This is a genomic window from Streptomyces milbemycinicus, from assembly GCF_002154605.1.
GTDB lineage: Bacteria > Actinomycetota > Actinomycetes > Streptomycetales > Streptomycetaceae > Streptomyces > Streptomyces milbemycinicus.
Map to the genome: position 1 here is coordinate 356 of NZ_MUNE01000347.1, position 24,420 is coordinate 24,775.

The 24,420-nt window shown below is 70.4% G+C and carries 19 protein-coding genes; 14 read left to right on the forward strand and 5 right to left on the reverse strand.

Going from position 1 to position 24,420, the window contains the following annotated elements; translation table 11 throughout:
* The 3 genes from CCN51_RS27105 to CCN51_RS27115 all read left to right on the forward strand — a co-directional run.
* Positions 1–783 (forward strand): sugar phosphate isomerase/epimerase family protein (locus CCN51_RS27105; RefSeq protein ID WP_211303257.1); only part of this gene is annotated, 783 nt, incomplete at its 5' end.
* A gap of 72 nt (positions 784–855) precedes the next feature.
* Entirely contained in the window at positions 856–1,875 is a 1,020-nt protein-coding gene (locus tag CCN51_RS27110; protein ID WP_014179585.1) for a Gfo/Idh/MocA family protein, read from the forward strand.
* A gap of 307 nt (positions 1,876–2,182) precedes the next feature.
* Entirely contained in the window at positions 2,183–2,389 is a 207-nt protein-coding gene (locus CCN51_RS27115) for a helix-turn-helix transcriptional regulator (RefSeq protein WP_014179584.1), read from the forward strand.
* 18 nt (positions 2,390–2,407) lie between these two features.
* Here CCN51_RS27115 and CCN51_RS27120 read toward each other — a convergent pair whose 3' ends face one another.
* Positions 2,408–3,775: a 6-phospho-beta-glucosidase gene (locus CCN51_RS27120; protein WP_014179583.1), complete on the reverse strand. Its 1,368-nt coding sequence runs from the start codon at positions 3,773–3,775 to the stop codon at positions 2,408–2,410.
* Positions 3,772–4,533 carry a DeoR/GlpR family DNA-binding transcription regulator gene (locus CCN51_RS27125; RefSeq protein ID WP_043487579.1) on the reverse strand — a complete coding sequence of 254 codons (762 nt, stop codon included), beginning with the start codon at positions 4,531–4,533 and terminating at the stop codon, positions 3,772–3,774. Before CCN51_RS27125 ends, CCN51_RS27120 begins: the two co-directional genes overlap by 4 nt.
* A gap of 176 nt (positions 4,534–4,709) precedes the next feature.
* Here CCN51_RS27125 and CCN51_RS27130 point away from each other — a divergent pair, with 176 nt between their 5' ends.
* The 4 genes from CCN51_RS27130 to CCN51_RS27145 are packed head-to-tail and all read left to right on the forward strand — an operon-like array spanning position 4,710 to position 8,874.
* Complete coding sequence (locus CCN51_RS27130; protein ID WP_014179581.1) at positions 4,710–5,681, forward strand: carbohydrate kinase family protein; 972 nt, start codon at positions 4,710–4,712, stop codon at positions 5,679–5,681.
* Positions 5,681–7,078, forward strand: a complete 1,398-nt coding sequence (locus CCN51_RS27135) for an extracellular solute-binding protein (protein ID WP_014179580.1) — start codon at positions 5,681–5,683, stop codon at positions 7,076–7,078. Before CCN51_RS27130 ends, CCN51_RS27135 begins: the two co-directional genes overlap by 1 nt.
* 13 nt (positions 7,079–7,091) lie before the next feature.
* Positions 7,092–8,048 (forward strand): carbohydrate ABC transporter permease, encoded by a 957-nt coding sequence (locus CCN51_RS27140; RefSeq protein ID WP_014179579.1) that lies wholly within the window; start codon positions 7,092–7,094, stop codon positions 8,046–8,048.
* A 4-nt stretch (positions 8,049–8,052) separates the two neighbouring features.
* Positions 8,053–8,874: a carbohydrate ABC transporter permease gene (locus tag CCN51_RS27145; RefSeq protein ID WP_014179578.1), complete on the forward strand. Its 822-nt coding sequence runs from the start codon at positions 8,053–8,055 to the stop codon at positions 8,872–8,874.
* Here the strand turns inward: CCN51_RS27145 and CCN51_RS27150 are convergent.
* Positions 8,864–11,161: an MMPL family transporter gene (locus tag CCN51_RS27150; RefSeq protein WP_043487577.1), complete on the reverse strand. Its 2,298-nt coding sequence runs from the start codon at positions 11,159–11,161 to the stop codon at positions 8,864–8,866. The two genes, CCN51_RS27145 and CCN51_RS27150, sit on opposite strands and share 11 nt — an antisense overlap.
* A 176-nt stretch (positions 11,162–11,337) precedes the next feature.
* Here CCN51_RS27150 and CCN51_RS27155 point away from each other — a divergent pair, with 176 nt between their 5' ends.
* From CCN51_RS27155 to CCN51_RS27165, 3 genes are all read left to right on the forward strand, one after another.
* A complete protein-coding gene (locus CCN51_RS27155; RefSeq protein ID WP_014179576.1) occupies positions 11,338–11,997 on the forward strand; it encodes a TetR/AcrR family transcriptional regulator in 660 nt (219 codons plus the stop codon).
* 172 nt (positions 11,998–12,169) lie between these two features.
* Positions 12,170–12,409: a heavy-metal-associated domain-containing protein gene (locus tag CCN51_RS27160; protein ID WP_014179575.1), complete on the forward strand. Its 240-nt coding sequence runs from the start codon at positions 12,170–12,172 to the stop codon at positions 12,407–12,409.
* Positions 12,410–12,483: 74 nt separating this feature from the next.
* Positions 12,484–14,874 (forward strand): heavy metal translocating P-type ATPase, encoded by a 2,391-nt coding sequence (locus CCN51_RS27165; protein ID WP_014179574.1) that lies wholly within the window; start codon positions 12,484–12,486, stop codon positions 14,872–14,874.
* A gap of 480 nt (positions 14,875–15,354) precedes the next feature.
* Here the strand turns inward: CCN51_RS27165 and CCN51_RS27170 are convergent, their stop codons facing one another.
* Together CCN51_RS27170 and recD2 are read right to left on the reverse strand one after the other, a co-directional pair.
* Complete coding sequence (locus tag CCN51_RS27170; RefSeq protein WP_014179573.1) at positions 15,355–16,644, reverse strand: citrate synthase; 1,290 nt, start codon at positions 16,642–16,644, stop codon at positions 15,355–15,357.
* A 205-nt stretch (positions 16,645–16,849) separates the two neighbouring features.
* Positions 16,850–19,060 (reverse strand): SF1B family DNA helicase RecD2, encoded by a 2,211-nt coding sequence (gene recD2, locus CCN51_RS27175; protein WP_014179572.1) that lies wholly within the window; start codon positions 19,058–19,060, stop codon positions 16,850–16,852.
* A 182-nt stretch (positions 19,061–19,242) separates the two neighbouring features.
* Between recD2 and CCN51_RS27180 the strand changes: the two genes are divergently transcribed.
* The 4 genes from CCN51_RS27180 to CCN51_RS27195 form a co-directional block, all read left to right on the forward strand.
* Entirely contained in the window at positions 19,243–20,250 is a 1,008-nt protein-coding gene (locus CCN51_RS27180) for a LacI family DNA-binding transcriptional regulator (RefSeq protein ID WP_014179571.1), read from the forward strand.
* Entirely contained in the window at positions 20,247–21,851 is a 1,605-nt protein-coding gene (locus CCN51_RS27185) for a sugar ABC transporter ATP-binding protein (protein ID WP_014179569.1), read from the forward strand. Before CCN51_RS27180 ends, CCN51_RS27185 begins: the two co-directional genes overlap by 4 nt.
* On the forward strand, positions 21,841–23,796 hold the full coding sequence (locus tag CCN51_RS27190; RefSeq protein WP_086860177.1) for an ABC transporter permease/substrate-binding protein: 1,956 nt from the start codon (positions 21,841–21,843) through the stop codon (positions 23,794–23,796). Before CCN51_RS27185 ends, CCN51_RS27190 begins: the two co-directional genes overlap by 11 nt.
* 87 nt (positions 23,797–23,883) lie before the next feature.
* On the forward strand, positions 23,884–24,420 hold a 537-nt coding region (locus CCN51_RS27195; protein ID WP_245881687.1), incomplete at its 3' end, for a PfkB family carbohydrate kinase.

The window sequence follows — 24,420 nt, forward strand, 5'->3', positions numbered from 1 at the left end:
GGCTACGAGTGGATCGAGCTGGGCCCGTACGGCTATCTGCCGAGCGACCCGGCGCGGCTCACCGAGGAGGTCGGCCGGCGGAATCTGAAGGTCTCGGCCGGCACGGTCTTCACCGCCCTGCACCGCGGCCCCGGCGTCTGGGACGCCACCTGGGAGCATGTCTCCCAGGTGGCCGGGCTCACCCAGGCCATGGGCGCCCGCCATCTGGTCGTCATCCCGTCCTTCTGGCGGGACGACAAGACCGCCGAGCTGATCGAGCCCCCGCAGCTGACCGCCGAGCAGTGGCGCGATCTGTCCACCGGTATGGAGCGGCTGGGCCGCCAGGTGCGCGAGCGCTTCGGGCTCGACATCGTGGTCCACCCGCATGCCGACACCCATATCGACGGCGAGGAGAACGTCGCCCGCTTCCTCGACTCCACCGACTCCGACGTGGTCAACCTCTGCCTGGACACCGGGCACTACGCCTACTGCGGCGGCGACAGCGTCAAACTCATCGAGACCTACGGCGAGCGCATCGGCTATCTCCACCTCAAGCAGGTCGACCCGGAGATCCTCGCCGACGTCGTCAAGAACGAGGTGCCCTTCGGGCCCGCCGTCCAGCGCGGGGTCATGTGCGAACCGCCGAACGGCATCCCCGCCCTCGAACCCGTGCTGACCGCGGCCCAGAAGCTGAACGTGGATCTGTTCGCCATCGTCGAGCAGGACATGTACCCCTGCCCGCCCGACAAGCCGTTCCCGATCGCCCAGCGCACCCGCCGCTTTCTGCGCTCCTGCGGCGCCTGACGCGTTCACCCGCCACCCCCACCGGCACACTGACAACAGCCGGCACACCAGAACAGGGAGAGAAGACACACCATGACGCAGCAGGGGACGCTCGGGATCGCCGTCATCGGGACCGGCATGATGGGCGCCGACCACGTCCGTCGGATCAACGACGTGATCAGCGGGGCGCGGGTGGCCGCCGTCGTCGACATCGACGAGGCGCGCGCCAAGCATGTCGCCGACGGTGTCGAGGGCGCCGTGGCCTACACCGACCCGGCCGCCGCCATGGCCGCGCCGGACGTGGACGCCGTACTGATCGCCTCGCCCGGCCCGGCCCATGAGGCCGCGCTGCTGACCGCCTTCGAGCACGACCTGCCGGTGCTGTGCGAGAAGCCGCTCACCCCGGACCCGGACTCCGCGCTGCGCGTGCTGGAGGCCGAGCAGCGGCTGGGCCACCGCCGGGTGCAGGTCGGCTTCATGCGCCGCTACGACAGCGAGTTCATGAAGCTCAAGTCGCTGCTCGCGGGCGGTGAGCTCGGACGCCCCCTGCTGCTGCACTGCCGCCACCGCAACGCCTCCGTGCACTCCTACTTCACCAGCGACATGCTCATCACCGACTCGGTGGTGCATGAGATGGACCAGTCCCGCTGGCTGCTGGAGCAGGAGATCACCGCGGTGACCGTGCTGCGCCCGACCCCCAGCGCGCACGCCCCCGAAGGGCTCAGCGACCCGCAGTTGGTGATCTTCGAGACCGACGGCGGCTCGCTCGTCAATGTCGAGATCTTCGCGACCTGCGGCTTCGGCTACCAGGTGCAGGCCGAGGCGGTCTGCGAGCGCGGCACCGCGCGCGTCGGCGACGCCCACGGCATGCTGATCAACCGCACGGGCGGCTGGGGCGGCGAGATCGCCCCGGACTTCGTGGCCCGCTTCGAAGAGGCGTACGACCGCGAGGTGCAGGCCTGGGTGAACGCCACCCGGCGCGGCGAGGTGGAGGGCCCCAGCACCTGGGACGGCTATGCCGCGGCCGCCGTCAGCGCGGCGGGGGTCCGGGCCCAGACCACGGGTGAGCGTACGGCGGTCGAGATGATCGAACGCCCCGCGTTCTACGCCTGAGCCGTTCTGGGGCCGAACCGTTCTACGGCCGAACCGTTTCACTGCCTAGCGACCTCACATACCGCCGCAGGGTGACCCAGTGTTCTCACGCTGGGTCACCCTGCGTTGTCCCGCTGGGTCACTCGGCTGTCACGGCCGTCACATCTCCGCGATCCTTCCGTCACAGACGTTCAACAACGCCTATCCGGGCGTCACTCACCGTCGTTGACCGGGCACAGGCTGAGTGATCACAAGCGGTCGCGCCACAGCTCCCCCCAACGGCCCTTGGCGGACCGTTGACTGTGGCGCCCGCAGGAAGGCGCGAGAGATGACCGACCGGAGGCTTTGGTCGTACAAGGAGATCGCCGCGCACATCGGTGTGCGGACGGACACCGTACGGTCATATCGCAAGCACGGCCTGCTGCCGCCCCCCGATCTCGTGGAGGGCGGCAAGCCGTATTGGTACGCGGACACGATCCGGACCTGGGTGACCCTCAGACCCGGCAACCGCTCCCGGCGTGAGCCCAGGGACTAGCCCCCGGGGCGGACGCCGTCAGGCGGAGCGGTGGAACACCGCCGCGACCTCGGGGATGCGGTCGATATAGCCGTCCAGCAGCTTCCGGCCGACCGTGACCGAGTCGACCAGCGGGTGCAGCGAGAACGCCTTGACCGCGTCCGCCCGGGACCCCGTCAGCGCGGCGCTGATGGTCAGCCGCTCCACCGCCTTGACCTGCTGCATCAGCCCAGCCTGGGACAGGTCGGGCGGTGTTGTGGCCAGCGGGTGGACGCCATTGGCGTCGACCGTCACGGGCACCTCGACCACCGCGTCGGCGGGCAGCGCGGCGATCGTGGTGCCGTTGCGCACGTTGAGGATCATCGTGGCGCGCTCATTGCGGCTGATCGCCGCCATGACGGAGAGCGCCACCCCCGCGTACCCCTGGTGGACCGGGTCGGGGCTGAACGCCTCATCGGGCGGTGTCTCGCCCTGCACCGTGCCCTTGGCCTCGGCCATGTAGTTGGCGCTGCGGTTGGCGACCGTCTCGCGCCACAGCTCCACCGGCGACGCGCCCGCCGCCTGCGTCACCCGCTGGTAGAACTCGCCCTGCTGCCGGGACAGGAACTCGCCGCGGGTGCGCGGGGCGTCGAGGATGGACCGCACCGCGTCCCGGTTGAAGTAGTAGTAGTACAGATACTCGTTGGGGATCAGGCCCAGGTCGCGCAGCCATTCGCGGCCGAAGACCACACCCTCCTCGAAGTCACCGAGCAGGTCGTCGTCGGCGAGCAGCCGGGGCAGTACGTCCTCGCCGTCCACCAGCACCCGGCGCATCCAGCCCAGGTGGTTGAGGCCGACGTAGTCGAACTGGGCCCGGGAGGCGTCGAGTCCGAGCGCAAGGGAGACCCTGCGGCCCAGGCCGGACGGCGTGTCGCAGATGCCGAGCACCCGGTCGCCGAGCACGCTCTGCATCGCCTCGGTGATCATCCCCGCGGGGTTGGTGAAGTTGATGACGTACGCCTGGGGCGCCAACTCCCGCACCCGCCGGGCGATGTCCACCATCACCGGGATGGTCCGCAGCCCATAGGCGAGACCGCCGGGGCCGGTGGTCTCCTGGCCGAGTACGTTCAGGTCGAGCGCCACCCGCTCGTCGCACACCCGGCCCGCGAGACCGCCCACCCGGATGGCGGCGAAGACGAAGTCGCTGCCTTCCAGGGCGGAGTCGAGCGAGGTGGTGGCGGTGACCTTGGGGGCATCGGGGAAGTCGTCGGCGAACCGGGCGAGCACGTCGGTCATGGCCTTCAGCCGTTCGGCGTCGGTGTCGTACAACCAGACGTCGTCGATACGCGGCGAGCCCTGGTCACGCAGCAGGGCCTGGTAGACGTACGGCACACGGAAGCCGCCACCGCCGAGGATGGACAGTTTCATGCGGAGATCACCTTTCCGCCCGCCTCGCGGCAGAGCTGGACGGTCTGAGGATCGGCGCCCTGCGTGGTGATCAGGACGTCGACGTCGGAAAGAGAGCACAGGCGCAGCGAGCCCGAACCGGGGAACTTCGCCTCGGAGGCGAGCAGCACCACCTGGTCGGCGGCCTCGATCAGGGCCTGCTTGATCGGCGCCTCGACCGCCATGTTGTCCACCACATGGCCGTTGGCGCGCACCCCTGTGCAGCTGAGGAACACCAGGTCGGCGCTGACCTGGCGCATCGCGGTCTCGGTGAGCGAGCCGACGAACGAACGGAAGTTGCGCCGCAGCACACCGCCCAGCAGCACCAGCCGCACGGCGTCGTCGTCGCGCAGTTCGTCCAGCACCGCCAGGCTGCTGGTGATGACGGTGACCGGACGGCCACGCAGCCGGCGGGCGATCAGCGGGGTGGTGGTGCCGATGTCGAGCACCACCACGCTGTCGTCCTGGACGAGTGCGGCGGCGTGCTCCGCGATGCGTTGTTTCATCGCCTGGTCGTGCGACGCCGAGACGTCGAACGGCGGCTCCTCCTGGGGCTGACGCGCGGTCAAGGCCGCGCCGCCGTAGGTGCGTACCAGCTCTCCGTCCTGATCCAGCTGCTTGAGATCACGCCGGATGGTGGACTCGCTCACCTGGAGGCTCTCGGCCAGGTCGCGCACCGACGCGACACCGGTCGCCCGCAGCGACTCCACGATTCTCGCATGCCGATTTCTCGAAGTCACGCATTGACGGTAGCACTGATGACTGACTTCGGTCATCGTGGCAAGAAACAATCACTTTACTGACTGAATCTTGTCATCAGCGGATCTCATTGCTCATAGTTGAGCACCCACCGGACACAGCCGCCGTGTCATCGGCGCATGGACGGCGTATGGACGGCGCATGGAAAGGTGCTCCCTTGCTTGACGCTCTCTTCGCGGGCGGGGTCTTCTGCGACCTCGTCTTCGGCGGTATCCCGCACCTCCCCTCGCCCGGCAGCGAGGTCTACGCCGACCGGTTCGCGGTGGCCGCCGGCGGGACCGCCACCCGCTGCGTCGCCGCGGCCCGGCAGGGCCTTGAGACCGGGCTGTTCGCCGTCATCGGCACCGACCTGTTCGGCGACCACCTCGCCGCCGTCCTCGGCACCCAGCCGGGCCTGGACCTGCGCTGGCTGCGGCGCGACCCCTCCGTGCACACCCCGATCACGGTGGCCGTCGCCAACGAACACGACCGCGCCTTCATCACCTACGAGGAGGACGGCGCCCGCCGCCCGGACACCTGGGACGGCGAACTGCCCCGCGTACGCGTCCTGCACCTGGGCATCGCCGACCCGCTGCCCGGCTGGGCCACGGAGCTGCGAGCCCGCGGCACGCTCGTGGTCGGCGGAGTCGGCTGGGACCCGACCGGAGCGTGGTCACCCGATCTGCTCACCCGGCTCGGCGACGTCGACGTGTTCGTCCCCAACGCCACCGAGGCGATGAACTACACCCGCACCGACTCCGTCGAGAAGGCCGTCAAGGTGCTGGCCGACCACGTCCCGCTGGTCGTCGTCACCGACGGCCCCCGCGGCGCCGTCAGCCTCGACCCGGCCACCGGCGGTCTGGTCCGCGTCCCCTCCCCACGGGTCACCGTCGCCGACCCCACCGGAGCCGGCGACGTCTTCACCGCCTCCTTGATGACCGCCCTGCTCCAGGACGGCTGGCCGCTCACCAGCCGGCTCAGATACGCCGCGATCTGCGCCTCGATGTCCGTACGGACGCTCGGCGGAGCCGCCGGAGCCCCCACGCCCGCCGCCATCCGCGCCTTCCTCGGCCGGATGCCCGGCAGTGACCTTCCCGACCAGGACCGCGCCCTCTTCCAGGCCGCCCTTCAGGACCAGGAGAACCGCTGATGAACGACAGAACTCCGGCTCCACGCCGCCGTGGCACCCGCCGCCGCCGATACGCCGCCGTCGCACTCGCCGCCGCCTGTCTCACCGCGGCCGCGGCCTGTGCCCCCGGTTCCAGCAGCGGTTCGGGCGACGGCGCGGCCAAGAGCGCCGGTCCGGTCTCCACCGATCCGGCCAAGGCCGGCAAGGTCACCCTCACGGTGTGGGACCAGAACACCGACCCCGGCTCCGACGCCTCGACCAAGGCGCTCAACAAGGCGTTCATGAAGAAGTACCCGAACGTCACCATCAAGCGTGTCTCCCGGTCCTTCGCCGACCTGAAGACCACCCTGAAGCTGGCCCTGTCCTCCGCCAACCCGCCCGACGTCGTCCAGGCCAACCAGGGCTACCCCGACATGGGCACCTTCGTGAAGGCCCAGCTGCTCCAGCCGGTCGACCGCTACGCCAAGACGTACCACTGGGACACCGCCTACCCGGCCCAGCTGCTGGACCTCAACAGGTTCTCCGGCGACGGCAAGACCTGGAAGACCGGCAACCTCTACGGCGTCTCCCAGACCGGTGAGATCGTCGGCGTCTACTACAACAAGGCCAAGCTCAAGTCGCTGGGCCTCAAGCCCCCGCAGACCCTGGCGGACTTCCAGACCGCCCTCGCCAAGGCCAAGGCGTCCGGGCTGCTGCCCCTGTCCTACGGCAACGCCGACAAAAGCCCGGGCATCCATCTGCTCGGGGTCGTGCAGGCCCTGACCGCGGGCAAGTCCGAGGTTCGCAAGCTGGTGTTCTCCGAGGGCGCCAAGTGGACCGGCTCGGGCACCGTCAAGGCCGCCACCGTCCTGCGGGACTGGGCGAAGAAGGGCTATCTGACGCAGGGCTTCAACGGCCAGAGCAAGGACCAGGCCGCCGCCGCGTTCGCCGAGGGCAAGTCCCTCTTCCTGGTCGACGGCACCTGGCAGGCCGCCGGCCTGGCCACCAAGATGGGCGCCGAGAAGCTCGGCTTCACCGCCCTGTCCCCGAAGGCCGGGGACACCCCGGTGACCCAGGGCGGCGAGGGCCTGGCCTGGGCGGTCACCTCCAAGTCCAAGCACCCGGACGTTGCCGCCGCCTACATGAACTTCCTGGTCGACGAGAACGGCATGAAGCTCAGCGCGGACTACGGCAACCTCCCCGCCCTGCCGCCCGCCTCCTACTCCCCGCGGTCCGGCACCGTCCACGCCGATGTGCTCGCCGCCTGGAAGTCGGTCAGCGAGAAGGACGGACTGCTGCCCTACCTCGACTACACCACGCCGACCTTCTACGACACCCTGACCGCCGCCGTGCAGGAGCTGATGGCCGGACAGATCAGCCCGGAGAAGTTCGGCCAGACGCTCCAGACCGACCACGACTCCTTCCTCAAGAGCCGATAGGTCCCGCCCGACCATGTCGATCACCGTTTCCCGTACCACCGCGCGCAAGCAGCGCCCGGCCGACGCCCCCACCGGGCGCCCGGCCGGGCGCCGCGGCCAACGGTCCTGGAAGGGCTATCTGTACGCCCTGCCCGCCCTCACCGTCCTGACCCTGTTCATCCTGATCCCGCTGGGCCAGGTGGTGCAGATCTCCCTGTACCACTGGGACGGTCTGTCCGCCTCGACCTGGGCCGGCGCGGCCAACTACGCCGAGATCGTCGGCGATCCGCTGCTGCGCGACGGCTTCGTCCACTCCCTGGTCCTCCTCCTCTTCTACGCGGCCGTCCCGGTCGCCCTCGCGCTGGTGCTCGCGGCGGCCACCACCCGCGCCGCCCGGATGCGCGGCGTCTCGGTGTTCCGCGCGCTGCTCTTCCTGCCGCAGGTGATCGCCCAAGTGGTCACCGCGACCGCGTGGACGGCCATCTACGCGCCTGACGGCGTGCTCAACCAAATGCTCGAGGCCGTGGGCCTGAAGTCGGTCACCCGCGCGTGGCTCGGCGACTTCTCCACCGCCCTGCCCGCGGTCGGCCTGATCGGGACCTGGCTCGAGGTCGGCCTGTGCCTGGTGCTGTTCACCGCGGGGATCGGCCAGATACCCCGCGAGCTGTACGAGGCCGCGAAGGTCGACGGCGCCGGGGCCGTCCGGGAGTTCTTCGCCGTCACCCTTCCCGGTCTGCGCGGTCAGATCACGGTGGCCCTCACCCTCACCGTGATCGCCGCACTGCGCACCTTCGACCTGGTGTACGTCTCCACCCACGGCGGCCCCGGCAACTCCACCAGCCTGCCCGCCTATCAGATCTACAACCGGGCCTTCAACACCAGCCAGGTCGGTTCCGCCTGCGCCATCGCGGTCGCGCTGACCCTGCTGATCCTGGTCCTCACCTTCCTGATCACCAGGCTCCAGCCCGACGAGACCGAAGAGGGGTCCTGAGCCGATGATCACCCGGCGTGAACGCGCACTGAACTACGCCATCCTGACGGTCTTCGCCGGCCTCGCGCTGCTGCCGCTGGTCGGGGTGGTGTCCTCCGCCCTCACCCCGGCCGAGGAGTCCTCGTCCTCCTTCACCTGGCCGTCCAGCCTGGACTGGGGGAACTTCTCCGCCGCCTGGACCCAGGGCCACTTCGGCAGCTATCTGGGCTCCAGCGTGCTGGTCGCGGTCAGCGTGGTGCTGCTGACGAGCGTGCTGGCGATCCTCGCGGGCTACTCCTTCGCCCATTTCCAGTACCGGGGCCGGTCCGCGCTGTTCTACCTCACCCTGGTCGGGCTGATGGTCCCGCCCGAGGCGTTCGTCATCCCGCTCTACTTCGATCTGCGCGACATGGGGCTGAGCGACACCTACTGGTCGCTGATCCTGCCGCAGACCGCCCAGTCGCTCGCCTTCGGCGTCTTCTGGATGCGGAACTTCTTCCGCTCGGTGCCGCGCAGCGTGATCGAGGCGGCCCGGCTCGACGGCGCCTCGGACTGGCGGGTGCTCTGGGGAATCCTGGTGCCCGCCGGCCGGCCGGCCCTGCTGACCATGGCGATGCTGGTGTTCATGTGGACCTGGAACGAGTTTCTGCTTCCGCTGGTCATGATCACCGACGAGGCCAAGCGGACCGTGCCGCTGGGGCTGGCCTTCTTCCAGGGCCAGCACACCACCCAGTTCTCGCTGCTGGCCGCCGCCTCGGTGATCGTCGCCCTGCCCGTGGTGCTCCTGTACGTCTTTCTGCAGCGTCACTTCATCTCCGGGATGCTCTCGGGCGCGGTCAAGGGATAGTGACTCGCTCGGCGCGGGGCTCGGCGCCGCCGACCTCCTCGACGGGGGCGGCGCCGGCCGCCGGGCCGGCGGATTCCCCCTCGCTGAGGCCGATACGGGCGTGCAGCCGGCGCAGCGGGCCCGGGGCCCACCAGGTCGCCCGCCCGGTCAGCCGCATCACCGCGGGCACCAGCAGGCTGCGCACCACCATGGCGTCCATCAGGACGGCCAGGGCGATACCGAGGCCGAGCATCTTGGTGTTGGTGACCCGCGAGGTGCCGATGGCGACCATGACGACGGCGAGGATCACCGCGGCGGCAGTGATCAGCCCGCCCGTGCGCCGCACGCCGAACTCGACGGCCGCGCGGTGGTCGCCCGTGCGGTCGTACTCCTCCTTGATCCGGGAGAGCAGAAAGACGCCGTAGTCCATGGACAGCCCGAAGGCCACACAGAACATCAGCACCGGCAGCGTGGTCTCGATGTCCCCGGTGCTGGTGAAGGACAGCGGGCCGGAGAGGTGCCCCTCCTGGAAGACCCAGACCACCGCCCCGAACATCGCGGTGAGGCTGAGGGCGTTGAGCAGCACCGCCTGGAGGGGGATCAGCACGCTTCCGGTGAGCAGGAAGACCAGTAGCAGGGTGACGACGACAATGATGCCCAGGGCCCAGGGCAGCCGGTCGGCTATGGAGTCCTTGCTGTCCACCAGCACCGCGGCGACGCCGGTGACCGAGGCGGTGAACGGCGGGTGCTGGGCACGGATATCGCGCACCAGCCGCTGGCTCGTCTGGTCCACGATCTCGCCCTTGGACAGCACGGTGACATACGCCGCCCCGTCCGCCGCGCGCGCCGCCTCCACCGGGCCGGGCTCCGCCACCCGCCGGCCGCCCGCGAACTGGCCGGCCGGGCTGTCCACGCGCGCCACTCCTGGCAGGGCGGAGATCTTGCCGCTGTAGTCGGCGAGGTCTGCCTGTTCGGGCCGGGAGCCGGGCCGGGAGTCGATCAGGATGTCGATCGCTCCGCCGGGGCTGCCGGGGAAGTTCTCCCTGATGTGCTGCTGGACCACATGGGACTCGGCGCTCGCGGGCAGCTGACGGTCGTCGGCGGTGCCGAACTCCACCCGCAGGAACGGCAGTCCGAGGACCACCAGACCGGCGGCGGTGGCCAGCGCGAACAGCGGCGCCCGGCGCATCACCAGCCGGGCCACCCGGCCCCAGCCCGCTCCCGGCTCGCCCCGCTCCGAGCGGCGGCGGAACACCCGGGTCAGGTCCAGCGCGTTCACCCGCTCGCCGAGCAGGGCGAGCGCGGCGGGCAGCACCACGAGCGCGGCCGCCGCGGCGATCACCACCACCGCGATGCCCGCATAGGCGAACGAGCGCAGGAAGTACTGCGGGAAGACCAGCATGGCGGCGAGCGAGACGGCGACGGTCATCGCGGAGAACAGCACCGTGCGCCCCGCGGTGCGCAGCGTGGTGGCGATGGCGGGCAGCGTTTCCGCGCCCTGGCCCAGCTCTTCCCGGAAGCGCCGCACGATGAACAGGGCGTAGTCGATGGCGAGCCCGAGGCCGAGCGCGGTGGTCAGGTTCTGCGCGAACACCGAGACGTCGGTGAACTCGGTGAGGCCGCGCAGCACGGCGTCGGTCCCCAGGATCGCGATGATGCCGACGCCCAGCGGGAGCAGGGCGGCGACGGCGCTGCCGAAGACCATGACGAGCAGCAGCAGGGTGATGGGCAGGGCGATCATCTCGGCCCGCAGCAGATCCTCCTGGATGGTGGTCTGCAGCTCATGGCGCACCGCGACCGGGCCGCCGATCGTGACCTTCACCGGTCCGTGGTCGCCCCGATAGGCGGGGGCTATACGGTCCAGCACCTTCGCGGCGGCGCTCTCGTCGCCCACGATCCGCGCGGCGATCAGCGCCTCGCGCCCGTCCCGGTCCCGCAGGGCCGCGGCCCCGTCCCAGTAGGAGGTGACGCCGGTGACCGACTTCTCGCCCGCGAGCTTCTTGGCGAGCGCGCGGCCCTCGGCGGCCACCGCCGGGGCGTCGGCCGTCGCCTTGCCGCTGTCGACCATCAGCAGCAGATTCGGCTGGGAGGCGGGGAAATGCTTCTCGAGCGCCTTGGTGGCGTACGCCGACTCGGCGGCAGGGTCCTGCCAACCGCCGCTGCCCAGCCGGTCCGCCACCCCGCTTCCGGCCACGACGGCCAGCGCCGTGAACAGCAGGACGAGCAGCAGGGTCAGCCGCGGGCGGGCGGTCACCACTCCCGTCCAGCCTCGCGTCCGGCCCCTGTGCGGCCGGTTGACAACGGTCATAGCGCGGTGTCCCCTTCACCTGTGTCCATGCGGGCCTTACCGGTGCGGTGGCAGGCAGGCAGCATGGGTCGACGATTGCCCAAGGAGTGGCAAACACGAGCGACCGCTCGCATTTCCAAGAATGCGAGCGGGTACTCGTGTTTGTCAATGAACCACCGAGAGCTGGGGATAACCGCGTGACCGGGACCAAGGCGGGACAGCCCGCCGGCGAGGCGAAGCCGCGCCGCAGGCAGGCGCGCGGCGAGCGCCGTATCCAGCAGCTGCTCGACGCCGCGGCCAACGTGTTCTGCAGGACGGGCTACGCCTCGGCGAGCACCAACGCCATCGCCCGCGAGGCCGGCGTCTCCCCCGGCACGCTGTACCAGTTCTTCCCGAACAAGGAGGCCATCGCCGTCGAGCTCGGCGAGCGCCTGACCCACCAGATGCGCGAGGCCCACGGCGTGCTCTTCACTCCCGAGTACGCCTCGCTCCCCCTCGGCGAGATGCTGGACGCGGTCGTCGACCCGATGGTCGAGTTCAACTGCCAGAACCCCGTCTTCCTGACACTCATCCATTCGGGTGATGCCCCCGGCATCATGACCGAGGACCATGACGCGCTGCATGTGGCCCTGCAGGCCCGACTCGAGGAGCTGATCGGGCTCATCCAGCCCGAGCTGTCCGCCGAGCGCAGGACTCGCACCGCGACGATGGTGTTCTCCCTGTTCAAGGCCGGTCTTGAGCTCGTACTCAGCCATGAGGGCGAGGAGCAGGCCGCCTACATCGAGGAGCTGAAGGCCTCCCTCCACGGCTATCTCGCCCCGATCATCGGCACCCAGGCCCCGTCACGCACCCCTTGACCGCCGCCCGCTGACCGGAGCCCGTTGAATCGCGCCCGGCGGGCGACACCCCTCCCGTCATACCCCCTAGGGGTATTATGCTGTCATTGTCAGGGGACACAGGAGGATCCCGCGTCCCCCGCACACCGTTGAACACAGCCGCAGCCCACCCGCTCACCGCACAGGAGAAGCCATGAGCTCCGAGGCCACCACCGCGTCCGGCATCACCACCGTCTACCAGGTGACCGGCATGACCTGCGGCCACTGCGAGGGCGCCGTCTCCGAGGAGATCTCCGCCATCGCCGGCGTCAGCTCCGTCAAGGCCGTCGCCGCCACGGGCCAGGTCACCGTCGTCTCCGCCGCCCCGCTCGACGACGAGGCCGTGCGCGCCGCCGTCGACGAGGCCGGTTACGAACTCACCGGCCAGGCCTGAGCACCCGAGGACACCCCTATCGGGCCGCGCGGCGGCGCCCCGCACGGCCCGGCCCTCCTCCCAGGAGACCCAGAATGACCAGCACGGCCCCGGAAACCGCGAGGGAGCAGACACCGACGGCGGAGCAGGCCCCGCCGACGACGGCCGCGACCTCCCGGGTGGAGCTCGCCATCGGCGGCATGACCTGCGCCTCCTGCGCCGCGCGGGTCGAGAAGAAGCTCAACCGCATGGACGGTGTCACCGCCACGGTCAACTACGCCACCGAAAAGGCCAAGGTGACCTACGGCGGCGAGATCGAGATCGCCGACCTGATCGCCACCGTCATCAAAACCGGCTACACCGCCGAGCCGCCGAAGCCCGCCGAACGCGAACCCGAACCGGAGCCCGGGCCCGAAGCCGCGCCCGGCGGCGCCACAGCGGAAACCGGAGCGGCCGCAGAGGCCGAAACAGCCGCCCCCGCCGGCGCGGAGACCAGCGCGCGCCCCGAAGCAAAGACCGACGCGCTGCGCCACCGCCTCCTGGTCTCGCTCACCCTCTCCGCGCCCGTCGTCCTCCTGGCGATGGTGCCGTCGCTGCAGTTCACGTACTGGCAGTGGCTGTCCCTCGCCCTCGCCACGCCCGTCGTGGTCTGGGGCGGTCTGCCCTTCCACAAGGCCGCCTGGACGAACGCCCGGCACGGCGCGGCCACCATGGACACCCTGGTCTCCCTCGGCACCCTCGCCGCCTTCGGCTGGTCGCTGTGGGCCCTGTTCTTCGGCGACGCGGGCATGCCGGGCATGCGCCACGGCTTCGACCTCACCGTCGGGCGTACGGACGGGTCGTCCTCGATCTATCTGGAAGCCGCCGCGGGGGTGACCGTCTTCATCCTCCTCGGCCGCTATCTGGAGGCGAAGGCCAAGCGCCGGGCCGGCGCCGCGCTGCGGGCGCTGATGGAGCTGGGCGCCAAGGACGTGGCCGTGCTGCGCGGGGGGCGCGAGGTCCGTATCCCGGTCTCCCGGCTGGCCGTCGGCGACCGCTTCGTGGTGCGACCCGGTGAGAAGATCGCCACGGACGGCACGGTGGTCGAGGGCGCCTCGGCCGTGGACGCCTCCATGCTGACCGGCGAGTCGGTGCCGGTGGACGTCGCGGTGGGCGACAGCGTGGCGGGCGCGACCGTGAACGCCGCGGGCCGCCTGGTCGTCGAGGCCACCCGCGTCGGGGCCGACACCCAGCTGTCCCGGATGGCCGCGCTGGTGGAGGACGCGCAGAACGGCAAGGCGGAGGTGCAGCGCCTCGCGGACCGCGTCTCCGGGGTCTTTGTGCCGGTCGTCGTCCTCATCGCCGTCGGCACCCTGCTGGTCTGGCTGCTGCTGACCGGCGACGCGACCGCCGCGTTCACCGCCGCCGTGGCCGTACTGATCATCGCCTGCCCGTGCGCCCTGGGCCTGGCCACCCCGACCGCCCTCATGGTCGGCACCGGACGCGGCGCCCAGCTCGGCATCCTGATCAAGGGCCCCGAGGTCCTGGAGTCGACCCGCCGCGTGGACACCGTCGTCCTCGACAAGACCGGCACGGTGACCACGGGCCGGATGCGGCTGTACGGCGTGCACACCGCACCCGGCGTGACCGAGGACGAGCTCCTGCGGCTCGCCGGGGCCCTGGAGCACGCCTCGGAGCACCCCGTGGCCCGCGCCGTCGCCGAGGGGGCCACCGCCCGCACCGGCGCCCTGCCGGCCGCCCACGGCTTCGAGAACATCCCAGGGCTCGGCATCCAGGGCGTCGTGGACGGGCACACCGTCCTCGTCGGCCGGGAGAAGCTGCTCACTGCCCATGGGACCGAGCTGACCGAGGACCTGGCGGCCGCAAAGGCGGCGGCCGAGTCGGCGGGGCGTACGGCCGCCGCCGTGGCCTGGGACGGCCGGGCGCGGGGCGTGCTGGTGGTCGCCGACGCCATCAAGGAGACCAGCGCCGAGGCCGTGGCCCGGCTGCGCGGGCTCGGCCTGACCCCGGTGCTCCTGACCGGCGACAACCGGCTGGTGGCCGAGTCGGTGGCCCTGGAGGTGGGCATCGAGCAGGTCATAGCCGAGGTACTGCCACAGGACAAGGTGGACGTGGTCCGGCGGCTGCGCGAGGAGGGCCGTACGGTCGCGATGGTCGGCGACGGCGTCAACGACGCGGCCGCCCTGGCCACCGCCGACCTGGGCCTGGCGATGGGCACGGGGACGGACGCGGCCATCGAGGCGGGGGACCTGACGCTGGTACGGGGCGATCTGCGGGTGGCCGCGGACGCGATCCGGCTGGCGCGGCGGACCCTGGCCGTCATCAAGGGCAATCTCTTCTGGGCCTTCGGCTACAACGTCGCCGCGCTGCCGCTCGCCGCGGCGGGAATGCTCAACCCGATGATCGCGGGCGCCGCGATGGCGTTCTCCTCGGTTTTCGTGGTCACCAACAGCCTGCGGCTGCGGACCTTCACCGAATCTCCATAGATTCACCAAGTCCCCATAAGCCGCACAACACCCATACACCGGAGCCTTGATCTCCAGAACGAGGCTCTTGCCCTTTTACGCCCCCATATGGCAAGAGACGCAGATCACAGGCGGCCGAACGTAACCATCGCGGGGGGTGGGGAGTCTAATGGGGCGGTGAGGGTTCGTCTTGGGGGACGGATCCCACTACGCGCGGCCGGGGCGACGTACTCGGGGAGCTTTGAGCGGCCCTCCCGTAACGTACGCGTCCCGGCAGATCGCGTTATGCGTGACGACACTTCGGGCTTCTGTGGGCTTGTGCGGCCGACAGACCCCCGGCCGGATCCCGTGGGGGGAATCCGTAACCGGGAATGGAAGCGCCCCGCTCCGACCCGTGGGGGGATCGGCAGCGGGGCGCTTTCGTGCTTCTTCTATGGCCCGGAGGCCCGTTCTATGGCCCGGAGGCACCACAAGTCAGCAGAGCGGGCCTGGCACCCGGTGTCAGCGCTGCTCCACCGGGACGAAGTCGCGCTGGACGACGCCCGTGTAGATCTGGCGCGGACGGCCGATGCGGGAGCCCGGCTCCTTGATCATCTCGTGCCACTGGGCGATCCAGCCCGGCAGCCGGCCGAGCGCGAACAGGACCGTGAACATCTCGGTCGGGAAGCCCATCGCCCGGTAGATCAGACCGGTGTAGAAGTCGACGTTCGGGTAGAGCTTGCGCGAGACGAAGTAGTCGTCGGCGAGGGCGTGCTCTTCGAGCTTGAGCGCGATGTCGAGCAGCTCGTCGGACTTGCCGAGGGCCGAGAGGACGTCGTGCGCCGCCGACTTGATGATCTTCGCCCGGGGGTCGAAGTTCTTGTAGACGCGGTGCCCGAAGCCCATGAGCTTCACGCCGTCTTCCTTGTTCTTCACCTTGCGGATGAAGGTGTCGACGTCGCCGCCGGAGGCCTGGATGCCCTCCAGCATCTCCAGCACCGACTGGTTGGCACCGCCGTGCAGCGGACCCCACAGCGCGTTGATGCCCGCCGAGATGGAGGCGAACATATTGGCCTGCGAGGAGCCGACGAGGCGGACCGTGGAGGTCGAACAGTTCTGCTCGTGGTCGGCGTGCAGAATCAGCAGCTTGTCCAGGGCGCTGACCACGATCGGGTCGAGCTCGTACTCCTGCGCCGGGACCGAGAAGGTCATCCGCAGGAAGTTCTCGACGTAGCCCAGGTCGTTACGCGGGTAGACGAACGGGTGTCCGACGGACTTCTTGTACGCGTACGCCGCGATGGTGGGCAGCTTGGCCAGCAGCCGGATCGTGGAGAGGTAGCGCTGCTTCTCGTCGAACGGGTTGTGGCTGTCCTGGTAGAACGTCGACAGCGCGCTGACCACGGACGACAGCATCGCCATCGGGTGGGCGTCGCGCGGGAAGCCGTCGTAGAACCGCTTGACGTCCTCGTGCAACAGCGTGTGCGTCGTGATCTGGTCGCGGAATTCGGCCAGCTCGTCGACGGTCGGCAGCTCCCCGTTGATCAGCAGGAAGGCCGTCTCGAGGAACGTGGCGCGCTCCGCCAGCTGCTCGATGGGGTAGCCGCGGTAGCGCAGAATCCCCTGCTCACCGTCGAGATAGGTGATCGCGGATTTGTATGCGGCGGTGTTGCCGTAACCGGAATCCAGGGTCACCAGACCGGTCTGGGCGCGAAGCTTGCCGATATCGAAGCCCTTGTCGCCGACAGTGCTGTCGACCACCGGGTAGGTGTATTCGCCGTCCCCGTACCGCAGTACTACAGAGTTGTCACTCACGTCATCCCTCACCGACGTCTGGTTCTCTTCTTCGAGGTGCCCTGACTCCCCCCACCTTCCCCCATTCGGACGATGAACGTGCACTCGGGGTCGACTGAAGGGCCTTTTGGCGGCACTGAGTGCCGCGCCCACGGCCATCCTCCCCCGTTCGTGACGGTCCGGAAACCCTCCTGACACGTTCACCTTTGAACTGGATAGTCGAACCTCAGGTGCTGAACGAGCCGAGCCGGTGGTCCAGTGCGGTGCACCTCCTGCCCGCCGACACCGTCCGCACCGCCTGTCCCAGGGCGCGGCGCGAGCCGACGAGCACCACCAGGCGCTTGGCGCGGGTCACCGCCGTATACAGCAGATTGCGCTGCAGCATCATCCAGGCGCCGGTGGTCACCGGGATGACCACGGCCGGGTACTCGCTGCCCTGTGAGCGGTGGATGGTCACCGCATAGGCGTGTGCCAGCTCGTCCAGCTCGTCGAAGTCGTACGCCACCTCCTCGTCCTCGTCGGTCAGCACGGTCAGGCGCTGCTCATCGCTGTCGAGGGAGGTGACGACGCCCACCGTGCCATTGAAGACCCCATTGGCCCCTTTCTCATAATTGTTGCGGATCTGGGTGACCTTGTCGCCGACGCGGAAGATCCGGCCGCCGAAGCGCCGCTCGGGCAGATCCGGCCGGGCGGGGGTGATGGACTGCTGGAGGAGGCCGTTGAGCGTCCCGGCGCCCGCCGGGCCACGGTGCATCGGGGCCAGGACCTGCACATCCCGGCGCGGGTCGAGGCCGAACTTGGCGGGGATCCGACGGGCCGCCACATCCACCGTGAGCTTCCCGGCGGCCTCGGTGTCCTCCTCGGCGAACAGGAAGAAGTCGGGCATGCCGTGGGTGATCGGCGGCACGCCGGAGTTGATCCGGTGGGCGTTGGTGACCACGCCGGACTGCTGGGCCTGGCGGAAGATCCTGGTCAGCCGCACCGCCGGGACGGGGCTGCCGTCGGCCAGCAGATCGCGCAGCACCTCGCCCGCGCCGACGCTCGGCAGCTGGTCCACATCCCCGACGAAGAGCAGATGGGCGCCCGGCGGGACCGCCTTGACCAGTTTGTTGGCCAGCAGCAGATCGAGCATGGACGCCTCGTCCACCACCACCAGATCGGCGTCCAGCGGCCGGTCCCGGTCGTACGCCGCGTCCCCGCCGGGCTTGAGCTCCAGCAGCCGGTGGACCGTGGACGCCTCGGCGCCGGTCAGCTCGGCGAGCCGCTTGGCGGCCCGGCCGGTGGGGGCCGCGAGCACCACCTTGGCCTTCTTGGCGCGCGCCAGCTCCACCACGGACCGCACCGTGAAGGACTTGCCGCAGCCCGGCCCGCCGGTCAGCACCGCGACCTTCTCGGTCAGCGCGAGCCGCACCGCCTGGCTCTGCTCGGGGGCCAGATCGGCCCCGGTGTGCCGGGCGAGCCAGGCCAGCGCCTTGTCCCAGTCCACGTCCTGGAAGGCGGGCATACGGTCCTCCGCGCCGCGCAGCAGCCGCAGCGTCTGACCTGCGAGGGAGATCTCGGCGCGGTGAAAGGGCACCAGATACACGGCCGTGACCGGCTCGCCGCCGTCCGGGCCCGGCACGCTCTCGCGCACCACGCCCTCCTCGTCGGCCAGCTCGGCCAGGCACTCGATGACCAGGCCGGTGTCGACCTGGAGCAACTTGACCGAGTCCGCGATCAGTTGCTCCTCGGGGAGGAAGCAGTGGCCGTTGTCCGTCGACTGGGACAGCGCGTACTGCAATCCGGCTTTCACCCGCTCGGGGCTGTCATGCGGGATGCCGACGGACTGGGCGATCTTGTCGGCGGTCAGAAAGCCGATGCCCCAGACATCGGCGGCCAGCCGGTACGGCTCGTTCTTCACGACCGAGATCGAGGCGTCGCCGTACTTCTTGTAGATCCGCACGGCGATGGACGTGGACACCTCCACCGTCTGGAGGAAGAGCATGACCTCCTTGATCGCCTTCTGCTCCTCCCAGGCATCGGCGATCTTCTTCGTGCGCTTCGGGCCGAGGCCGGGGACCTCGATCAGCCGCTTCGGCTCCTCCTCGATGATCTGCAGGGTGTCCAGGCCGAAGTGCTCGGTGATGCGGTCGGCGAAGACGGGCCCGATGCCCTTGATCAGGCCGGAGCCCAGATAGCGCCGGATGCCCTGGACGGTGGCGGGCAGCACGGTGGTGTAGTTCTCGACGGTGAACTGCTTGCCGTACTGCGGGTGGGAGCCCCAGCGGCCCTCCATCCGCAGCGACTCGCCGGGCTGCGCGCCCAGCAGCGAGCCGACGACGGTGAGCAGATCCCCGGAGCCGCGGCCGGTGTCGACCCGGGCGACCGTATAGCCGTTCTCCTCATTGGCGTAGGTGATCCGCTCCAGGACCCCTTCGACCACCGCGAGTTTGAGCATGTCCCGACGGTACCGCCGGACGCCGACACGCCCCCGGGCCCTGTGCACAACCCTGTGCATAACTCCCATAGGCATCCAGTGACCGGAATATTACGATCCGGTTTCAGCCGCCCCCGGGCTCTTGTCCAGTCGCGTGTAATCGATTCCAATCCTCCTTGTAATCGATTCCACGAGGAGGTGGAATGGCGAGCATCAAGGACGTGGCGCACCACGCCGGAGTGTCCGTGGCAACGGTCTCCCGCGTGCTCAACGACCATCCGTCCGTCCGCGCGGACACCCGTGACCGGGTACTCACCGCCGTCGCCGAGCTCGGCTACCGCCCCAACGCCGTGGCCCGCTCGCTGCGCACCGACCAGACCCGCACCCTCGGGCTGGTGATCAGCGATGTGCTGAACCCCTTCTTCGCCGAGCTCGCCCGCTCGGTCGAGGACGAGGCCCGTGCGCTGGGCTACAGCGTGGTGATCGGGAATGCCGACGAGCGCCCCGACCTTCAGGACCACCATGTACGCACTCTCATGGACCGCCGCATCGACGGCCTGCTGGTCACCCCCACCGACGGCGGCTCCCCGCTGATGCTGGACGCCGCCCGTTCGGGCACCCCTATGGTCTTCGTCGACCGCTGGATCAAGGGCGTGGACGTCCCCGTGGTCCGTACGGACGGCACGGACGCGGTACGCGACCTGGTGGCCCATCTGCACGCGCTCGGCCACCGCCGGCTCGCCATCGTCGCCGGACCGGCCGCCACCACCACCGGACGCGAGCGCGTGGAGGCCTTCCGGTCCGCGCTGCACGAGTTCGGTCTTGCCCTGCCGGCCGACTTCATAGGCCAGGGCGACTTCCAGGCGGAAAGCGGACGGCGGGTGACCGCCCGCTTCCTCGATCTGCCCGAACCCCCGGACGTCATCTTCGCCGCGGACAACCTCATGGCGCTCGGCGCGATGGACGAGATCCGCGCGCGCGGCCTGCGGGTGCCCGGCGACGTGGCGCTCGCCGCGTTCGACGACATCCCGTGGTTCGTCCACACCGATCCCCCGATCACCGCCATCGCCCAGCCGACGGGCGAACTCGGCCGCGCCGCCGTACGCGCGCTGATCGACCGCGTCGAGGGGCGGACCACCGACTCGGTGATCCTGTCCGCCCGCCTGGTCACCCGCCGCTCGTGCGGCGAGCCCGAAGGGAGCAAGCCATGAGCACGCCGAGCGCCATACAGCCGCCGCAGGGCGTGCCGCCGAGCGCAGGGGGCGCGGCCGCCGAGCTGCTGCGCATGGAGGGCGTCCGCAAGACCTTCCCCGGCGTGGTCGCGCTCGACGGCGTCGACTTCGATCTGCGCCGCGGCGAGGTGCACGTCCTGCTGGGCGAGAACGGTGCGGGCAAGAGCACGCTGATCAAGATGCTCTCCGGCGCCCACCGCCCCGACGGCGGCCGCATCCTCGTCGACGGCTCCCCGGTGCGCATCCACGGCGCCCAGGACGCCGAACGGCTCGGGATCGCCACCATCTACCAGGAGTTCAACCTCGTCCCCGACCTCAGCGTCGCCGAGAACATCTTCCTGGGGCGCCAGCCGCGCCGACTGGGGCTGATCGACCGCAAGACCATGCACGAGCGGGCCGCCGAACTGCTGGCCCGCGTCGGGGTCGACGTCTCCCCCACCCACCGCGTACGCGACCTGGGCATCGCCCGGCTGCAGATGGTCGAGATCGCCAAGGCGCTGTCCCTGGACGCCCGCGTCCTGATCATGGACGAGCCGACCGCGGTGCTCACCACCGAAGAGGTCGACAAGCTCTTCCGGATCGTCCGCGCCCTGCGCGCGGACGGCGTCGGCGTCGTCTTCATCACCCACCACCTGGAGGAGATAGCGGCCCTCGGCGACCGCGTCACCGTCCTGCGCGACGGCCGCAGCGTCACCCAGGTCCCGGCCACCACCGAAGAGGACGAACTGGTCCGGCTGATGGTGGGCCGCTCCATCGAGCAGCAGTACCCGCGGCGGCCGGCCGAAGCCGGGGCGCCCCTGCTCAAGGTCCAGGGCCTGACCCGGAACGGCGTCTTCCACGACGTCGCCTTCGAGGTGCGGGCCGGGGAGGTGGTGGGGCTCGCCGGACTCGTCGGCGCGGGCCGTACCGAGGTCGTACGGGCCGTCTTCGGCGCCGATCCGTACGACACCGGCACCGTCGAAGTCCTCGGTGAGCGGCTGCCCCGGCACGACGTGGGCGCGGCCATGGCCGCCGGGGTCGGGCTCGTCCCCGAGGACCGCAAGGGCCAGGGCCTGGTCCTGGACGCCTCCGTCCAGGAGAACCTGGGCCTGGTCACGCTGCGCTCCGCCACCCGCGCCGGGCTCGTCGACCGGGCCGGGCAGCGCCGCGCGGCGGCCCGGATCTCCGAGCAGCTGGCGGTCCGCATGGCTGGTCTCGACCAGCGCGTACGCACCCTGTCCGGCGGCAATCAGCAGAAGGTCGTCATCGGCAAGTGGCTGCTGGCCGACAGCAAGGTGCTCATCCTCGACGAGCCCACCCGCGGAATCGACGTGGGCGCCAAGGTCGAGATCTACCAGCTCATCAACGAACTCACCGCCTCCGGGCACGCGGTGCTGATGATCTCCAGCGACCTCCCCGAGGTGCTGGGCATGAGCGACCGGGTCCTGGTCATGGCACAGGGCCGGATCACCGGCGAACTCAACCGCGAAGAAGCGACCCAGGACGCCGTGATGGCCCTGGCCGTGAAGGACGTCAAGGCCGTCGAGCCCGTCGAAGCGCTCGACAACACCCAGGAAAGCGAGGGCTCCCGTGGCCACTGACACGATCAAGACGGGGGAGGGCTCCGGCGCCCCGGCGATGCTGCGCCGGGTGCTGCTCGACAACGGCGCGCTGAGCGCACTGGTGCTGCTCCTCGCGGCCATGTCGCTGCTGTCCGGCGACTTCCTCACCACCGACAACCTGCTCAACGTCGGCGTCCAGGCGGCGGTCACCGCGATCCTCGCCTTCGGCGTCACCTTCGTCATAGTCTCGGCCGGGATCGACCTGTCCGTCGGCTCCGTGGCCGCGCTGTCCGCCACCGTGCTCGCCTGGTCGGCCACCTCACAGGGCCTTCCGGTGTGGCTCGCGGTGATCCTCGCGCTCGCCACCGGTCTGGCCTGCGGCCTGGTCAGCGGCGCGCTGATCTCCTTCGGCAAGCTGCCGCCGTTCATCGCCACCCTCGCCATGCTGTCGGTCGGCCGCGGTCTGTCCCTGGTCATCTCCCAGGGCAGCCCGATCCCCTTCCCCGACTCGGTCTCGCACCTCGGCGACACCATCGGCGGCTGGCTGCCGGTCCCGGTGATCATCATGGTCGTGATGGGCCTGATCACCGCGGGCATCCTGGCCCGTACGTACGTCGGCCGCACCATGTACGCGATCGGCGGCAACGAGGAGGCCGCCCGGCTCTCCGGCATCCGCGTCAACCGCCAGAAGCTGGCCATCTACGCCCTCTCCGGCGCCTTCGCGGCCGTCGCGGGCATCGTGCTCGCCTCCCGCCTGTCCTCCGCGCAGCCCCAGGCCGCGGTCGGCTACGAACTGGACGCCATCGCCGCGGTCGTCATCGGCGGCGCCAGCCTCTCCGGCGGCGTCGGCAAGGCGTCCGGCACGCTCATCGGCGCGCTGATCCTCGCCGTGCTGCGCAACGGGCTCAACCTGCTGGAGGTCTCCGCCTTCTGGCAGCAGGTCGTCATCGGCATCGTGATCGCGCTGGCCGTGCTGCTCGACACCGTGCGCCGCCGCGCCGGGTCCCGCCCGGGCGCGCCCGGCGGCGCCGCGGGCGGAGCCGGCGGCCCCGGGGGCAAGCTGACGCCCGCCCAGATCGGGAAGTACGCGGTCGCGGCCGTGGCCGTGGTGGCGGTCGTGGTCGGCGCCTCGGTGTGGCGCTCCGACTCCTCCGGGAGCGGGGGCAAGATCAAGGTGGCCCTGTCGCTCTCCACCCTCAACAACCCCTTCTTCCTCCAGCTGCAGCAGGGTGCGAAGCAGGAGGCCAAGGCCCAGGGCATCAGCCTCTCCGTCACCGACGCCCAGAACGACGCCTCCCAGCAGGCCAACCAGATCCAGAACTTCACCAGCCAGAACGTGAAGACGATCATCATCAACCCGGTGGACTCCGACGCCTCAGGACCGTCCGTCCGGGCGGCCAACAAGGCCGGCATCCCCGTACTCGCCGCCGACCGCACCGTCAACAAGGCGGACATCGCCACCCTCGTCGCCTCCGACAACATCGCGGGCGGCAAGCTCGCCGCCAAGACGCTGGCCGAACAGCTCGGCGGCAAGGGCCGGATCCTGGTCCTCCAGGGCACCGCCGGCACCTCGGCCTCGCGTGAGCGCGGCCAGGGCTTCACGGAGGGCCTGAAGGCCTACCCCGGCATCCAGGTCGTCGCCAAGCAGCCCGCGGACTTCGACCGCACCAAGGGCCTGGACGTGACCACCAACCTGCTGCAGGCCCACTCGGGCATCGACGGGATCTTCGCCGAGAACGACGAGATGGCGCTCGGCGCGGTCAAGGCGCTCGGCTCCAAGGCGGGCAAGTCCGTCAAGGTCGTCGGCTTCGACGGCACCCCTGACGGCCTCAAGGCGGTCCAGAGCGGCACGCTCGCGGCGACCGTCGCCCAACAGCCCGAGGAGTTGGGCAAGATGGCCGTGCAGAACGCGATCAGGCTCGCGAAGGGGCAGAAGGTCGACCAGATGGTGAAGGTGCCGGTGAAGGTCGTCGCCGCGAAGTGAAGCGGGACCGGCCGGCCCCGCCCCGGGGCCGGCCGGAGCACCTGAATCCCTCAGGCACACACAGCAAGACGAAAGGACGTACAGGAGATGCCCGACTACGACCTGCTGGTCGTAGGGTCGGCCAACGCCGACCTGGTGATCGGAGTCGAACGCCGCCCGGCCGCCGGGGAGACCGTCCTCGGTTCCGACCTCGCCGTCCACCCGGGCGGCAAGGGCGCCAACCAGGCCTTCGCCGCAGCCCGGCTGGGCGCCCGTACGGCCCTGCTGGCCCGCGTCGGCGACGACGGACACGGCCGCCTGCTGCTGGACTCGCAGCGGAACGCGGGCGTGGACACCGCGGGCGTCCTGGTCGGCGGCGCGCCCACCGGCGTGGCGCTGATCACCGTGGACCCGTCCGGCGACAACAGCATCGTGGTCTCCCCCGGCGCCAACGCCCGGCTGGCACCCGCGGACGTACGGGCCGCGGCCGATCTGCTGGCCTCGGCCCGTGTGGTCTCGCTGCAGCTGGAGATCCCGCTGGAGACGGTCGCGACGGTGGTGGAGGTGGTCCGTACGGGGCGGGCCAGTGCCGGTGCCGGTACGGGCGAGGGCGGTACGGGCGGTGCCGGTACGGGCGAGGGCGGT

Coding starts and splice junctions, on each gene's coding strand:
- CCN51_RS27160 (WP_014179575.1), top strand. CDS start 12,170: ATGAGCTCCGAGGCCACCACCGCGTCCGGCATCACCACCGTCTACCAG.
- CCN51_RS27110 (WP_014179585.1), top strand. CDS start 856: ATGACGCAGCAGGGGACGCTCGGGATCGCCGTCATCGGGACCGGCATG.
- CCN51_RS27120 (WP_014179583.1), bottom strand. CDS start 3,775: ATGAAACTGTCCATCCTCGGCGGTGGCGGCTTCCGTGTGCCGTACGTC.
- CCN51_RS27145 (WP_014179578.1), top strand. CDS start 8,053: ATGATCACCCGGCGTGAACGCGCACTGAACTACGCCATCCTGACGGTC.
- CCN51_RS27180 (WP_014179571.1), top strand. CDS start 19,243: ATGGCGAGCATCAAGGACGTGGCGCACCACGCCGGAGTGTCCGTGGCA.
- CCN51_RS27150 (WP_043487577.1), bottom strand. CDS start 11,161: ATGACCGTTGTCAACCGGCCGCACAGGGGCCGGACGCGAGGCTGGACG.
- recD2 (WP_014179572.1), bottom strand. CDS start 19,060: ATGCTCAAACTCGCGGTGGTCGAAGGGGTCCTGGAGCGGATCACCTAC.
- CCN51_RS27165 (WP_014179574.1), top strand. CDS start 12,484: ATGACCAGCACGGCCCCGGAAACCGCGAGGGAGCAGACACCGACGGCG.
- CCN51_RS27140 (WP_014179579.1), top strand. CDS start 7,092: ATGTCGATCACCGTTTCCCGTACCACCGCGCGCAAGCAGCGCCCGGCC.
- CCN51_RS27115 (WP_014179584.1), top strand. CDS start 2,183: ATGACCGACCGGAGGCTTTGGTCGTACAAGGAGATCGCCGCGCACATC.
- CCN51_RS27185 (WP_014179569.1), top strand. CDS start 20,247: ATGAGCACGCCGAGCGCCATACAGCCGCCGCAGGGCGTGCCGCCGAGC.
- CCN51_RS27135 (WP_014179580.1), top strand. CDS start 5,681: ATGAACGACAGAACTCCGGCTCCACGCCGCCGTGGCACCCGCCGCCGC.